This is a genomic window from Thermotoga maritima MSB8, from assembly GCF_000008545.1.
Taxonomy (GTDB): Bacteria; Thermotogota; Thermotogae; order Thermotogales; family Thermotogaceae; genus Thermotoga; species Thermotoga maritima.
Genome location: NC_000853.1, coordinates 1428550 through 1443452, shown reverse-complemented (window position 1 = coordinate 1443452; position 14903 = coordinate 1428550). Strand labels below are relative to the sequence as shown.

The following is a 14903-nucleotide window of genomic DNA, read 5'->3' as shown; positions in this document are numbered from 1 at the left end:
AGCACTGGAATTATACCATAATGAAAAAAGGGGCTGAACGCCCCTTTTTTTCTTTTCAAGACGTTTTTCATTTCTTCAGAAGATGTTTTATTGTGAGAAGAGACTGAGTGAGATCCTCTTCCACGACTATGACACCTTCTGGAAGGTCGAGATGAACTCCCGTGAAGTTCCATACGGCTTTTATTCCTTTTTCGATGAGAAATTCGGCTGTAGCCTGCGCTCTGTCTTTTGAAACGCACAGTGCGGCTATCTCCGCATCGAACCTTCTGATGACTCTTTCCAGAACGTCCAGTTCTCTGACAGCGAATTCTCCTATGAACTTTCCCACGTTTTCCCTCTCTGTATCGAACACGGCTACGACTTTCACACCGGCTTTCGAAAAGTCCAAGCTCAACAAAGCCCTCGCGAGGTCATTCGCTCCGACAATGATCATGTTAGTGGTGTTGTTCACTCCGAAGAGATCGTCGAGTTCTTTTCTGAGTTCTTCCACATCGTAGCCGACCCTGGGCTTTCCCTGACAGTTAAGATAGGAAAAGTCTTTTCTCACAAGATCCGGGTTTATTTCGAGAAATCTTGCGATTTCGTCGGAGGAGATGTAAGGTTTTTTTGTCGCTTCCAGAACTTTTCGGTACATCTTCAACCTTTCAAAGGTAGATCTTGGAAGGTGTATCATTTCAGCCATTTTTCGAAAGCTCCTCCAGCACCTTCTCAAAAGTGGCACCACCTATGATTTTATCATCCACGATCACGTTTGGAGAAGCACCGCAGTTTTCCACGCAGAACGTTCCCAGCACTTCTATCTTTCCTTCCATATCGTTCTCTTTGACGTAGTCGACAAGCTTTTTCAATATCTCGTAAGACCCTTTCGTGTAACAGGAGGTTCCAAGACAGACTTTCACCGTTCTCTTTTCGCCGTTTGGAACGGGCAGTATTTCCACATCTTTTTCCGGGTATCTTCTCCTCGGTCGGTAGGTGGTGTGGAGAATTTCGTGTCTTGTGTGTTCGTCTTTCAGATCTTCCTCGTAGAGTTTCATGAGAAAGAGGTTTTCCACGGGTGTGAGGAGAGATTTTATTCCCATGGTGTCTCTTAGCACTTTTGCCCTGTGTTCTCTGATTCTGGAATCGTTCGGGTAAGGCTGTCCTCCCCCACCCACACATCCGTAGTTACAGGCCATTACTTCGATAATCTCCACGTCTTTTCTTTCTTCGAGGAACTTCTTCACCTTACCAAGACCGTATATGACAGCTCCTTTGAAAGACGTACCATCTTTGAGTGTAACTTCCGCTACCCTGATGCCATCTTCCGGAGATTTTACATCGACTTTTTCTATGCCGATTTCCTCGTTCAACACAGAAAGAACACAGGAGAAGACCCCACCGGCTTTTCCAAAACCGAGACCCGCCTGCGAAGACACTCCGTAAGGTCTGTCGAACGGCTGGGGTTCTACTCTGTTTATGTCTATTCTGCTCATCTTGATGAGTTGAGCGAGTTCCCTTGTTGTGAGGACAATGTCAACGATTCCTTCGTGTTCTTCTCTTTCTGCTTCGAACTTTTTAGCGGTACACGGCATGAACGAAACGAGGAAGATCTTTTCTTCGGGAACACCGAGTTTTCTTGCGTAGATCTTCTTTATCACCGTACCGAGTGCCTGTTGAGGTGATTTCACGCTCGAGAGATTCTGAAGGTACTGAGGATAGGTGTGCTCAGCGTGCTTCACCCATGCGGGACAGCATGAGGTGAACTGTGGAAGTCTTTCTCCTTTTTTGAGTCTTTCATAGAACTCGTGGGCTTCTTCGTAGGCGACAAGGTCTGCTCCGAACGACACATCGAAGACTTTATCGAAGCCTATCGTTTTCAGGAAAGAGACGAGTTTTTCCGCCATTGCGACGTCTTCGTCTATTCCAAACTCTTCCTGAATCGCAGCCCTCACCGCAGGTGCGATCATTCCTATCACGATCTTATCGCTTTCGAGAGCTTCGATCAACTTGTCTATGTCGTTTCTGATGCTCAGAGCTCCCGTTGGACAGTAGGCTACACACTGTCCGCAGAGCACACACTCCGTCTCTATGAGGGGAGTATCAAAAGCGGTTGTCACAACGCTTTCAAAACCGCGCTTTGCGAACTCGATAACACCGACTCCCTGAATTTCTTCACACACGCGAACACAGTCACCGCAGAGAATACACTTGGATGTATCTCTCACTACCGGAGCGGATTCGTCCCTGACGTGTTCTTTCTTGAGAGCCTCGAATCTGATCTTTCTTATGCCGAAGTCTTCAGCGTACTTCTGAAGTTTACAGCTTCCGTTTCTATCGCAGGTGGTGCAGTCCCTGTTGTGAGTTGCGAGGATGAGTTCGAGGATGTTTCTTCTCATTTCGTATATTTCGGGGGTGTTCGTTTTTACCTTCATACCTTCGTACGGTTTCAGGGTACAGGAAGTGGTGATCTGACCGTTGATCTCCACAAGACACATTCTACAGGCTCCATATATAGAAGCCTCCGAAAGATAACACAGATTCGGAATCTCTATCCCCACGTTCTTCAGCGCTTCAAGGAGGTTACGCTCGTTGTCATTTATGATAACTTCTCTTCCATCAACGTAAATTTTCATTTTTCTTCCCTCCTCAGACAAGCTCTATGGCTTTGAACGGACATTTACTCGCACAGAGACCGCACTTTACACACTTTTCCTGATCTATCGTGTACGGTTTTCCTCTTTCTCCGGTTATGGCGTTCTGTGGACAGGATCTGGCACAGAGTCCACAACCTTTACAGATATCTGGATTGATGACGTATTTCTTGAACGCCGTGCACATTCCGCTTGGACATTCTCCTTCGATGTGTGCAATGTACTCCTCTCTGAAGAGCTTCAGTGTACTGAGAATGGGGTTGGGAGCGGTCTTTCCGAGTCCACAGAGAGAAGCGGTCTTTATTGTTTTTGAAAGGTGTTCGAGAGTTTTGAGATCCTCGTATGTGGCTTTTCCGTGGGTGAACTTCTCCAATATGTTGTACGCCTGCATGGTTCCTTCCCTGCACGGCACGCACTTTCCACAGGATTCCCTCTTGGTGAAATCGAGGAAGAACCTTGCAACCTCTACCATACACGTTTTCTTTGTAATCACGACTATTCCACCGGATCCTACCATCGCATCAGCTTTTTTCAGTGTGTCGTAATCGAGGGGCATGTCGATGAAATCTTCGGAAAGACACGCTCCGGACGGTCCTCCAATCTGAACCGCTTTGAACTCTTCTCCTTCAACGAATCCTCCACATATGTTGTAGATGATATCTCTCAGGGTGGTGCCGAATTCAACTTCGATGATACCGGTGGCTTTGAGGGGACCGGCAACGGAGAACATCTTGGTTCCCGGTGAATTTTCCGTTCCGCGTTTTCTGTAGTTTTCTACACCGTCTCTGAGTATTCTTGGTATGTTCGCGTATGTTTCCACGTTGTTTATGAGGGTGGGTTTACCCCAGAGACCAGACTGAGCCGGGAACGGTGGCTTTGGTCTGGGCATACCTCTTTTCCCTTCTATGGAAGCGAGCAGTGCTGTTTCTTCACCGCAGACGAACGCGCCGGCACCTTCCTTCACCTCGAGGTCGAAAGAGAATCCAGTACCGAGTATGTTTTCCCCAAGAAGACCGAGTTTTCTGGCATCTTCTATGGCTTTTTTGAACATTTTGACTGCGAACGGATACTCAGCCCTTATGTAAGCGTAGCCTTTCTGTGCACCAACCGCGTAACCCGCTATTATCATTCCCTCGAGAACGAGATGGGGGTCTCTCTCGAGAAGGGTTCTGTTCATGAACGCTCCGGGATCTCCTTCGTCACCGTTGCAGACGACGAACTTTATATCACCCTGCGCTTTTCTGGTGAATTCCCATTTGAGACCTGTTGGAAATCCTCCTCCACCTCTTCCTCTGAGACCGGATGCCTTCACCGTTTCTATGATTTCTTCCGGTGTCATTGAAGTGAGGGCTTTGACGAGAGATTCGTATCCACTCCGTGCGATGTAGTCTTCTATGCTGTCACACTCGGACTCACCTATGGCCTCCATGATGTAGAAATCCTGATTTTTGAAAAGCGTGGTGTCCTCTATTCTGGGAACCTTTTCCCCCGTGAGGGGATCCGTCAGAAAGAGTCTTTCTATGGGTTCACCCTTGAGGACGGTTCTGTCCACGATCTCCGGGACGTCTTCAGGTGCAACGTTTGAATAGAAGAACCTGTAGGGCATGATCTTCACGAGGGGACCGGAAGAACACCTTCCACAGCACCCTGTTCTGTTCAACGTGACTTTGTCATCATCGATCTTTTCCAGCGTGACCTGTCCGAGGAGGTTTCTCTTTTTGAGCTCTTCTTCGAAAGCGCTGTAAACTTTGAGAGCACCTTTCGCGGTACAGCCAGTTCCGACGCAGACGTATATAGAGACACCGTTCAGTTTTTTCTCTCTCAGGGTTTTCAGTTTGTTTGCGTACTGGACGAACTCTTTCGCGTTCTTAAACATTGGCGCTCTCCCTCTCTTTCTCTTTTATTTTTCTCAGGATTTCTTTCACCTTATCGGCCGTGAGGTTTCCATAGACCTCACCGTTTATCACCATGACCGGTGCGAGCGCGCAGGCTCCGAGGCATCCAACCTGATCGAGACTGAACATTAGATCTTCCGTGACGTTTCCAGGAGTGAGACCCGTTTCTTCTTCGATTGCTTTGAGTACTTCTGGAGATCCTGCCATGTGACAGGCAGTCCCATCGCACACCATGATTGTGTACTTTCCTTTTGGTTTCAGAGAGAACTGAGCGTAGAAGGTCGCCACTCCGTAGATCTTTGCGGGAGGAATTCCCATAGCGGTGCTCACGTAGTTGATCACATCCTCTGGAAGGTACCTGTAGATCTCCTGGATCTCGAGGAGGATCTTTATCAGATTCTCTCTCTTGTAACCGTATTTCTTCAAAATTTCTTCGACCTTTTCGAAGTGTCTTTCCAACGCCAACACCTCCTAACAGTATTGAACGTTCACTATTTTTCCCTTTTCCCGAAGGATCTGAGCGATATCCTTGACTAGTCTGAACTTCAAAGAGATATCGTGGCTGAACAGAGGATTCTGATGAGCTGGGTTTATTGCCCTTCCAACGAAAAAGTTGATTTCATCGGCTTCCAGAAGACTTTTGACGATGAACTTCGCACCGTATCCCAATTCTTCTGATTGCCCTTCGAGGTACCTGAACACCTGAGTCAGGGTGACGATTCCTTCCGTCATGAGATCGATTCCTTCCATGTATCCAACAGGCGGAGAGTTTTCCGAGAGGGTGTACAGATCGATCTCAACTTTCTTTCCCGTAACCCTTTCAAAGATCTGACCTGTTGTTCCTCCACAAACGATCTTTTTTCCAGGAAGGCTGAGAAACGTCCTCACGTACTCTTCGTCTTTTTTTCTGTCCTCAGGTGGTCCGACGAACAGATTCAGAATGCGCTTTTCACGGAAATTCAAACAGGCAACGAGCGTATCGTCACCTCTCACTTCCTGATCCAGTTTTTCTGCGAGCTTTACAAAGTGCCTGACGATGTTTTCGGGAGAAACGTGGTTTTTCAGAAGATGCTTCATCTCTTTTTCTATGTTTTCCACACCGAAACCCAGTGGAAAAAGATCCGTTCCCATTCCCGCCTGAGAGAGCCCATCCGTTGCCAGAAGGAGTAGAGTTCCAGCTTCAGATCGAAACTGCCACACGAAGACCTTTTTTCCCTCTATCTCGAGTCCCTGTTTCTCAGGAAAGACCCTTCTTTCTCCTTTGAACAGCATCACAACCGGAAACTCGTATTCGACGACGGTGCAGGTATTGTTTTTGAAGTCACACACCACAGAACACAAATTGGAGTAGCTGATTTTTCTCACTCTGCAAATGGGAAGTGTCGCGAGGATCGTTCTGAACACATCTGTTACAGGAAGACCGTTCATCAACATCGTGGAGGCTATGGTCGCTGTGAGAGTCGAGAGAATACTCGCTTTTATTCCGCTTCCCAGTCCGTCGGAAACGCTGACCACTATTTTTTCACTCTCTCTCTTGACCTTTATCGAGTCTCCACACACCTCTTCGCCTTTTTTGTTTTTCGAGGCAAAGAAGACATCACAGGTCAGCATTTTCTCCCTCCATGAACATCTTCAGTTCCATGAAACTGCTCTTGGTTTCCGCGATAGATTCACCGAGTATTCCAGCAATTTCTTGAGCGATTCTCATTTGTTTGTTCAGCATTTCTTCGACTTTTCTGAGTGTTTCCCTTTTTACCTTGTCGAGTTCTTCGTCTTTCAGTTTTTCCTGTGTGATATCCACTAGCATGATGACTTCTTCTCCATCCTCGAGAGAAAATTCCTTCACGAAGAAGAATCTCTTTCCTTCGATGGTGAGAGTTTCTCCCACAGAGCCCTTCGCACGTTCCAGGATCTCTGGATAATTCTGGATCAGTTCCCCGGCTACCCTGTTTCTGTAGATCACTTTTTCGTCTTTCAAAACGAATACAGCGTTCGGAGACTCTTCAACGACCCTGTAACTGGAAGATTTGACCAGATCAAGCAGGTACACAAAGCACATCTCCTTTTCCGCTTTTCCAAGGACCACGGCCCTGGCTTTTTCACGGCACGAATCGTATCCACACGCACCGCAGTTCAATTCTTTGGATGGATCGTCTTTACCTATGGACACGAGAACCTTTTTTATTTCCTCTTCTGGAACTTCCACGTTCCTGGACTTGTTTCTGTAGCTCCTGAAGGTATCGATCTTGAGGTGATTCACTTCGGTTCTTTTGGGAGTTTCTTCTGCCATTCAAGAAGTCTTTCTTTTCCGTTGCTTTTTTTCTTCATCACAGGTCCGTTCAAACAGCTGCCGTAGCATGCAGAAGCCTCTATGAAAACACTTTTGTATTCATCTATCCTGGAAAAGACTCTCATCAGGTTCTCGACGCCTTCAACCACGAGCTTTTTTTCCCATGGAACAGAAACGGTGTAGCCTATACCATCTGTTGTCGGATAAAACCGAGCCCTGTCTGGATACGGACCGTCCGGAAGAGCTTCTTTTCCTTCTCTTTCTTCGAGGATCTCCTCGAGTTCTTCGAAGGTGAGTGCAACGTCAACGAGGTCGCTTTCGGATTTCTTTGCTATGCATGGTCCAACAAACACAATTGGGAAGTCACCGTATCGTGTCTTCAAAAACTTCGCGTGCGTCATCAGAGGAGAATCAACGGGTGCAAAGTACTTCAAAACATTAGGAAAATGTTTCTCAGCGAGATTCACAACCACAGGGCAGGCCGTTGTTATGAAGGGACCGGAGTGTTTTTCAAAGACCTCTTCGTACCTTCTGGAAACGATCTCCGCACCCACGGCTGTTTCCTGAACTACCACAGCACCCATCTCTTTCAGAACACCGATAACTTTCAGAGGATTTTCAAAGTAAGCGAAGAAAGACGGTGCTATTGAAACAAGAAACGGTTCGGACAAACTCAGAAATCTTTCGACGTCTTTCCGATAACTTCTCGCATTCTGAGGACAGATATCCAGGCAAGATCCGCAAAAAACACATTCTTCTTCTAAGACTGTCGATTTTCCAGATTTGAAAGATATGGCTTTAACGGGACAGTTTCTCAAGCACTTGTAGCAGTATCTGCAGTCCGTTTCTCTTGAGAATATGAGTTCAGCCATTTTGAAGCACCTTCTTTAGAATTTCCTCAGCATTTTCGGGAGTTACTCTGCTGAACAATCGGCCATCTATTTCAACGCAGACTCCCTGAGAACAGTTTCCAAAACACAATGAGCCGTACAGCTTGAAGTTGTATTTCTTTTGAAGCTCTTGAAATCTCCTGACAACCTCGTAAGATCCCTTCAAATGACAAGAACTCCCCATACACACTCTCACAATCATGTCCATCGTTCCTTTCAAATCGTGAACCTTTTCACGTTATATTTTTCACTATTTTTCAGGAGAAGTCAAGGGAATGCTCTATGTTGTTACCTACTTCACAAGTTTTGTAAACAAACTGATTCACTAAAAAGAAAACTATTGGTAAAGCACTTGAAATATATGACTGTAAAAACGTGATATAATAGAAACGGCTCTTACATTACACTCTTACCATGTTACTTTCCTTCCATATCAAAAACAAAAGCTAAGGAGGTGAAACATATGGTCAAGGTCCTGATCCTCGGTCAGGGCTACGTTGCCAGTACATTCGTTGCCGGACTTGAAAAGCTCAGGAAAGGGGAAATAGAACCTTACGGAGTGCCCCTTGCAAGGGAACTTCCCATCGGCTTCGAAGACATCAAGATTGTTGGAAGCTACGACGTGGACAGAGCGAAGATTGGAAAGAAACTGAGCGAAGTGGTGAAGCAGTACTGGAACGATGTTGACTCGCTGACGAGTGATCCTGAGATTCGCAAAGGAGTACACCTTGGAAGCGTGAGGAACCTCCCCATCGAAGCTGAAGGTCTCGAAGACAGCATGACTCTGAAGGAAGCAGTTGATACTCTCGTCAAGGAATGGACAGAACTCGATCCCGATGTGATCGTGAACACCTGTACTACAGAAGCTTTCGTGCCCTTCGGGAACAAAGAAGATCTTCTGAAAGCTATCGAAAACAACGACAAAGAGAGACTCACTGCAACTCAGGTGTACGCTTACGCAGCGGCACTGTACGCGAACAAGCGTGGAGGAGCGGCTTTTGTGAACGTTATTCCGACCTTCATAGCGAACGACCCGGCTTTCGTTGAACTCGCGAAGGAGAACAACCTCGTCGTTTTCGGAGACGACGGTGCTACCGGTGCCACACCGTTCACAGCGGACGTTCTCAGCCATCTTGCCCAGAGAAACAGGTACGTCAAAGATGTTGCGCAGTTCAACATAGGAGGGAACATGGACTTTCTGGCACTCACAGACGATGGAAAGAACAAGAGTAAAGAATTCACCAAATCCAGTATAGTGAAGGACATTCTCGGTTACGATGCACCGCATTACATAAAACCTACAGGGTATCTTGAACCACTTGGAGATAAAAAGTTCATAGCCATTCACATCGAGTACGTGAGTTTCAACGGTGCTACAGATGAGCTCATGATAAACGGAAGAATAAACGACAGCCCGGCTCTTGGAGGTCTCCTTGTTGACCTTGTGAGACTCGGAAAGATCGCACTCGACAGGAAGGAGTTCGGAACGGTCTACCCAGTGAACGCCTTCTACATGAAGAACCCGGGACCGGCGGAAGAAAAGAACATCCCAAGAATCATTGCTTACGAGAAGATGAGAATCTGGGCGGGATTGAAACCGAAGTGGCTGTGAGGGGCTTGAGCCCCTCATTTCTTTTCGTGGGGGTGGTTCTGTGAGAGAGGCCATTGTGCTGGCTTCCGGAGCTGGAAAAAGACTCAGATCGGTTACCGGAGACGTTCCGAAGGTCTTTTACAGGTTCGACGGTTGTGAGCTCGTAAAATATCCGATGATCTCCCTGATGAAAAACGGTGTTGAAAGATTCGTTCTTGTCGTCTCAGAGGGCTATAGAGATCTCGGAGAGAAGGTTCTGAATGATCTGGGTGTCGAGGGGATTGTCGTTGAGAACAAAAAGGTGGAACTCGGCAACGCGTATTCTTTCTTCCTGAGTGAACCTTACGTGGAGAGCGAGAAATTCTTTCTCTCGTGTGGCGATTCTCTCTTTCCACCTGAGGCACTGAAAAGTGCTTTCAGTGAGGATGAATTCCATATAAAACTCGGTGTGAGTAAGAGAAGTGACCTGATAGATCCTGAAGAGGCGAGTAAAGTATTAGTAAATGAAGATCGGATCGTTAAGATCGGAAAGAGAATCGATGAGTACAACTATTTCGACACGGGTGTTTTTGTGATGACGAAAAAGGTTTACAGCCTCAAGGAGAGTTTTTCGTGGACTGAGGAAATTTCTCTGTACCATGTGCTGCAGAAGGCGGTTGACACGGGCATGATCGTTAAGGTGTTCGATTTTGGAAATGCTCTGTGGACAGAAATAGACTCTCCCGAGGATTTGAATGAAAAGGTTTATGAGTTGATGAAAAAGATAAAGGAGGGAGTGGCATGCTGAGAAAATCCACCGATGGGTGGATTTCTTCTCTGATAAACAGGAGATTTTCCTCAAGGATCACAAATCTCATTCTCGAAAAAAACTGGCAGATAACACCCAACCAGATGTCTTTCATCAGCTTTCTTGTTGGTGTTCTCGCGTTTCCGTTTTATCTTCTCAAGCTTCCGTGGATCGCAGGAATTCTTGTTCAGGTCTCTTCTGTTCTGGACGGAGTGGATGGAGAGCTCGCACGCGCAAGAAACATGTCTTCAAACTGGGGGGCTTTTTTCGATACGATGTTGGACAGGTTCGTGGATATACTGGCCGTTCTTGGGCTGTCTCTTTACGGTTGCTTGAAAGATGGTCCCTCTCTTTCCTTACTCCTCTGGTCAGTTCTTGCCGTCAGCGGTTCTCTCATGGTGAGTTACCTTCACAGTGTTGGGAAGGTGTTTGGTACCCACCCGGCTCTCGTCGGAAAGCTATCCGGTTTTGCCTCCAGGGATGTTAGGTTGTTCGTTGTATTCGTTTTTTCTCTCTTTGGAATGCATCTTCCTGCTCTTGTAGTTATCTCGATCCTGTCGTATGTTTACACTACTGGGAAATTCGTGGAACTTCTGGTGCTCAACAGGTGATTTCGTGTTAGACTCAATTTGAGGTGATGAATGTGCTGGAGCTCATCGATGTGTGGTATGAGGTAGAGGGAAAGGCTATTTTGAAGGGAATAAACGCTCGCTTCGAAAAACAAAGGGTTTACTCCATACTGGGAACCAACGGTGCAGGGAAAAGCACTCTCGCCTATTTGATCATGGGGCTTGAGGGCTACAGACCCACCAGGGGAAAGATACTCCTCGACGGTGAGGACATCACCGATCTTTCCGTAACAGAGAGAGCCAAAAGAGGGATCACCCTCATGTGGCAGGAGCCCGCTCGATTCACAGGAATCAAGATCAGAGACTATTTGACTCTCGGCGGAAGAAGAAAAGTATCGAAAGAGGAGCTCGAAAGGGTCTTAGAACTCGTTGGTTTGAATCCGGCACTCTACTTGGAAAGAAACGTCGATGAAAAGCTGAGCGGTGGAGAGAGAAAGAGGGTAGAACTGGCGAGTATTCTTCTTATGAAACCTAGATACACCATCCTCGATGAGCCAGACTCCGGGATAGATATTATGAGTCTTGAGATGATAGAGAAGGTTCTCTCGGAACTCGTGAGTGCGGGTGGCTCTGTGATCTTAGTCACTCACAGGGAAGAAATCGCACTGGAGAGCGACTACGCCTTTCTCATCTGTCACGGCTCCATCTTGAAAGAAGGAAACCCGTCTGAAATCGTGCAGTTCTACAAAAACAGCTGTGACAGATGTGATCATCCGAATGAACCATCAGGGGAGATGATCGTATGATCGTAAAAGACTACAGAAGAGAATTCGAAGCACTGGCAAAGGCCTACGAAAAGGCAGGGGGAGACGTTTCGAAGTTCCTCGACAGGAGGATAGCCTCCATCATAATAAGCGGTGACAAGGTCATAGGACTCAACGGTGTGGAGGGAGTAGAACTCACTCCCTACAGGATAGAGAACGGTGTTCAGGTGGACATGAGGATAAAAGAAGGTGTGGTGGTGGAGTATCCCGTCCACGTGTGTACGGGGTACTTAGAAAAGAAAGGACTGCAACGTGTTGTGTTCAATATAAGGCTCGAGAAAAACGCGAAAGCGATCTTTGTGGCACACTGTGTTTTTCCGTGGACCGAAGATTTCACACACGACGCCTTGATGAACGTGGAACTGGAAGAAGGAGCGTGGATGGAGTACCACGACGAGCACACGCACAGTGAAACGGGTTCTATAAATCTGATCACCAGATCGATAGCAAGAGTTGGAGAAAGAGCGGTTTACCGAAACACCTTCACTCTCGTGAAAACAAGAATAGGAACGCTGAGGGTCTTCATGGATGCTTCACTTGAGAAAGATGCCGTTGGAGAACTCTACACGAAAGTAAAGGCCGTTGAAGACGACGATGTGGAAGTGAAGGAGATCCTGAGACTGAACGGAATGGGAGCGAGGGGACTCGCCAAAACGAACGCAGTTGCAATCGACAGAGCGAAAGTTTCTGTGGTGAACGAGGTTTACGGGAACGCGCCGCACACGAGAGGCCACGTGGAATGTCTTGAGATCGCAAAGGGAGATGGAGTGGACGTGAGAGCTCTTCCTGTGCTGGTTGTGAAGAACGATTCTTCTGAGCTAACCCACGAGGCTTCCATAGGAAGGGTGAACGCGAAACAGCTTGAAACACTCATGGCCAAAGGCCTTACAGAAGAGGAAGCGACCGAAATGATCATAAAGGGTATTTTGACATGATGGAGATTTTGTTGTAAAATCCATAAACGGATGGGTGCGTAGCTCAGGGGGAGAGCGCTTCCCTCACGAGGAAGAGGTCGCAGGTTCGAATCCTGCCGCACCCACCAGCAGGCTCCCTCAGGGGAGCCGTTAATTTTTTTAGAGGGAGGGATCGAATTGGACAGACTGGACTTTTCTATAAAGCTTTTGAGAAAGGTGGGACACCTCCTCATGATACACTGGGGGAAGGGTGGACAACGTCGAGAAAAAAACCGGTTTCAAGGACATAGTCACAGAGATAGACAGAGAAGCCCAGAGAATGATAGTCGATGAGATAAGAAAATTCTTCCCTGACGAAAACATCATGGCCGAAGAAGGAATATTCGAAAAAGGAGACAGGCTCTGGATAATAGACCCGATAGATGGAACGATAAACTTCGTTCACGGCCTTCCGAACTTTTCCATCTCTTTGGCCTACGTTGAAAACGGAGAAGTCAAGCTAGGGGTCGTCCACGCCCCTGCTCTCAACGAAACACTCTACGCTGAGGAAGGAAGCGGTGCCTTCTTCAACGGTGAGAGAATCAGAGTGTCTGAGAACGCCAGCCTCGAAGAGTGTGTTGGTTCCACTGGTAGCTACGTGGATTTCACCGGGAAATTCATCGAGAGGATGGAAAAGAGGACCAGAAGGATTCGGATTCTTGGAAGTGCCGCGCTGAACGCCGCTTACGTTGGTGCAGGAAGGGTTGACTTTTTCGTCACCTGGAGGATAAATCCCTGGGATATAGCAGCCGGTCTGATAATCGTGAAGGAAGCGGGAGGAATGGTCACGGATTTCTCCGGAAAGGAAGCAAACGCTTTCTCGAAGAATTTCATCTTCTCGAACGGGTTGATCCACGATGAAGTGGTGAAAGTTGTTAACGAGGTGGTAGAAGAAATAGGAGGAAAGTGATATGTTCAAGCCGAATTATCACTTTTTCCCGATAACAGGCTGGATGAACGATCCGAACGGTTTGATCTTCTGGAAGGGAAAATATCATATGTTCTATCAGTATAATCCCAGAAAACCTGAGTGGGGAAACATCTGCTGGGGCCACGCGGTGAGCGACGATCTCGTTCACTGGAGACACCTTCCCGTTGCTCTATATCCCGACGATGAAACACACGGAGTGTTCTCTGGAAGCGCTGTCGAGAAAGATGGGAAAATGTTTCTCGTGTACACCTACTACCGCGATCCGACACACAACAAAGGAGAAAAAGAAACCCAGTGTGTGGCTATGAGTGAAAACGGATTGGATTTCGTAAAGTACGATGGAAACCCGGTCATATCTAAACCCCCAGAGGAAGGGACGCACGCCTTCAGAGACCCGAAGGTGAACAGAAGCAACGGTGAGTGGCGAATGGTACTGGGATCTGGTAAAGATGAGAAGATTGGAAGAGTGCTTCTCTATACCTCAGATGACCTTTTTCACTGGAAGTACGAGGGTGTGATCTTCGAAGATGAAACCACAAAAGAAATAGAGTGTCCCGATCTTGTGAGAATTGGAGAGAAAGATATCCTCATATACTCGATAACGAGTACAAACAGCGTTCTGTTTTCCATGGGAGAGTTAAAGGAAGGAAAACTGAATGTCGAAAAGCGGGGGCTTCTCGATCACGGAACGGATTTCTACGCTGCTCAAACTTTCTTTGGAACAGACAGAGTTGTAGTTATCGGATGGCTTCAAAGCTGGTTGAGAACAGGGCTTTACCCGACAAAACGAGAAGGATGGAACGGTGTCATGAGTCTTCCTAGGGAGCTGTATGTAGAAAACAACGAGTTGAAGGTGAAACCGGTGGATGAACTCTTGGCTCTCAGAAAGAGAAAGGTTTTCGAAACTGCAAAGTCCGGAACATTTCTGCTGGATGTCAAGGAAAACAGTTATGAAATTGTGTGTGAATTCAGCGGAGAAATCGAACTTCGAATGGGAAATGAATCTGAAGAAGTGGTGATAACGAAGAGTCGAGACGAATTAATCGTGGATACAACGAGATCTGGTGTTTCAGGTGGAGAAGTTAGAAAGTCGACAGTCGAAGATGAAGCTACAAATAGAATACGAGCTTTCTTGGATTCGTGTTCTGTAGAATTTTTCTTCAACGACTCCATAGCTTTTTCCTTTAGGATCCATCCAGAGAACGTTTACAACATTCTTTCTGTCAAATCGAACCAAGTGAAACTCGAAGTCTTTGAACTCGAGAACATATGGTTGTGACGTTAGACAACACTTTGAAAGCAAAGCCTATCTTTGTTTTATGCATCAAAACCAGATTAGTTCCAATCATTCACAAAGTGGGTGATGCGTGTGACTGGCAGTGGAAGGACGATACAGAGTATGCAATTACCGGTAACGAAAAATTTCATGCGGGTTTGTGGTACCGGAAGCTATGCGTTAAAAAGGGAATAATGGATGATATGAAGAGACAATATGAAGAGAATTTGTGGTAATCGATGACATGTAAGTGCTTTGAATTCAGGA

The 14903-nt window shown here is 46.8% G+C and carries 14 protein-coding genes, 1 tRNA gene and 1 pseudogene; 8 read left to right on the top strand and 8 right to left on the bottom strand.

The annotated features are described in order from the left end of the window. Positions 1 to 67: 67 nt before the first annotated feature. The 8 genes from TM_RS07235 to TM_RS07205 are packed head-to-tail and all read right to left on the bottom strand — an operon-like array spanning position 68 to position 7907. Positions 68 to 682: a redox-sensing transcriptional repressor Rex gene (locus TM_RS07235; RefSeq protein WP_004081679.1), complete on the bottom strand. Its 615-nt coding sequence runs from the start codon at positions 680 to 682 to the stop codon at positions 68 to 70. Further along, a complete protein-coding gene (locus TM_RS07230) occupies positions 675 to 2612 on the bottom strand; it encodes a [Fe-Fe] hydrogenase large subunit C-terminal domain-containing protein (RefSeq protein WP_004081677.1) in 1938 nt (645 codons plus the stop codon). The genes TM_RS07235 and TM_RS07230 overlap by 8 nt, the downstream gene beginning before the upstream one ends. Positions 2613 to 2625: 13 nt before the next feature. Further along, positions 2626 to 4506 carry an NADH-ubiquinone oxidoreductase-F iron-sulfur binding region domain-containing protein gene (locus tag TM_RS07225; protein ID WP_004081675.1) on the bottom strand — a complete coding sequence of 627 codons (1881 nt, stop codon included), beginning with the start codon at positions 4504 to 4506 and terminating at the stop codon, positions 2626 to 2628. After that, positions 4499 to 4984 carry an NADH-quinone oxidoreductase subunit NuoE gene (gene nuoE / locus TM_RS07220; protein ID WP_004081672.1) on the bottom strand — a complete coding sequence of 162 codons (486 nt, stop codon included), beginning with the start codon at positions 4982 to 4984 and terminating at the stop codon, positions 4499 to 4501. Before nuoE ends, TM_RS07225 begins: the two co-directional genes overlap by 8 nt. 12 nt (positions 4985 to 4996) lie before the next feature. Next, entirely contained in the window at positions 4997 to 6136 is a 1140-nt protein-coding gene (locus tag TM_RS07215) for a SpoIIE family protein phosphatase (protein WP_004081668.1), read from the bottom strand. Continuing rightward, positions 6123 to 6815 (bottom strand): (Fe-S)-binding protein, encoded by a 693-nt coding sequence (locus TM_RS09710; protein WP_010865338.1) that lies wholly within the window; start codon positions 6813 to 6815, stop codon positions 6123 to 6125. The genes TM_RS07215 and TM_RS09710 overlap by 14 nt, the downstream gene beginning before the upstream one ends. Then, a complete protein-coding gene (locus TM_RS09705; protein ID WP_010865337.1) occupies positions 6782 to 7687 on the bottom strand; it encodes a [Fe-Fe] hydrogenase large subunit C-terminal domain-containing protein in 906 nt (301 codons plus the stop codon). Before TM_RS09705 ends, TM_RS09710 begins: the two co-directional genes overlap by 34 nt. Then, a complete protein-coding gene (locus tag TM_RS07205) occupies positions 7680 to 7907 on the bottom strand; it encodes an NAD(P)H-dependent oxidoreductase subunit E (RefSeq protein WP_012311059.1) in 228 nt (75 codons plus the stop codon). Before TM_RS07205 ends, TM_RS09705 begins: the two co-directional genes overlap by 8 nt. Positions 7908 to 8168: 261 nt before the next feature. Here TM_RS07205 and TM_RS07200 point away from each other — a divergent pair, with 261 nt between their 5' ends. From TM_RS07200 to bfrA, 8 genes and pseudogenes are all read left to right on the top strand, one after another. After that, positions 8169 to 9317 (top strand): inositol-3-phosphate synthase, encoded by a 1149-nt coding sequence (locus tag TM_RS07200; protein WP_004081662.1) that lies wholly within the window; start codon positions 8169 to 8171, stop codon positions 9315 to 9317. Positions 9318 to 9357: 40 nt separating this feature from the next. After that, positions 9358 to 10083, top strand: coding sequence for a sugar phosphate nucleotidyltransferase (locus TM_RS07195; RefSeq protein ID WP_004081661.1), 726 nt, complete (start codon positions 9358 to 9360; stop codon positions 10081 to 10083). Next, complete coding sequence (locus TM_RS07190) at positions 10077 to 10694, top strand: CDP-alcohol phosphatidyltransferase family protein (RefSeq protein WP_004081659.1); 618 nt, start codon at positions 10077 to 10079, stop codon at positions 10692 to 10694. Before TM_RS07195 ends, TM_RS07190 begins: the two co-directional genes overlap by 7 nt. 32 nt (positions 10695 to 10726) lie before the next feature. Beyond that, a complete protein-coding gene (locus TM_RS07185) occupies positions 10727 to 11458 on the top strand; it encodes an ABC transporter ATP-binding protein (RefSeq protein WP_004081657.1) in 732 nt (243 codons plus the stop codon). Continuing rightward, positions 11455 to 12411, top strand: coding sequence for a SufB/SufD family protein (locus tag TM_RS07180; RefSeq protein ID WP_004081655.1), 957 nt, complete (start codon positions 11455 to 11457; stop codon positions 12409 to 12411). Before TM_RS07185 ends, TM_RS07180 begins: the two co-directional genes overlap by 4 nt. 32 nt (positions 12412 to 12443) lie before the next feature. After that, a tRNA-Val gene (locus tag TM_RS07175) sits at positions 12444 to 12518 on the top strand. Positions 12519 to 12567: 49 nt separating this feature from the next. Then, positions 12568 to 13339: pseudogene (gene suhB, locus TM_RS07170) on the top strand (bifunctional fructose-1,6-bisphosphatase/inositol-1-monophosphatase). 1 nt (position 13340) lies between these two features. Next, a complete protein-coding gene (gene bfrA, locus TM_RS07165; RefSeq protein ID WP_004081649.1) occupies positions 13341 to 14639 on the top strand; it encodes a beta-fructosidase in 1299 nt (432 codons plus the stop codon). Positions 14640 to 14903 lie beyond the last annotated feature (264 nt).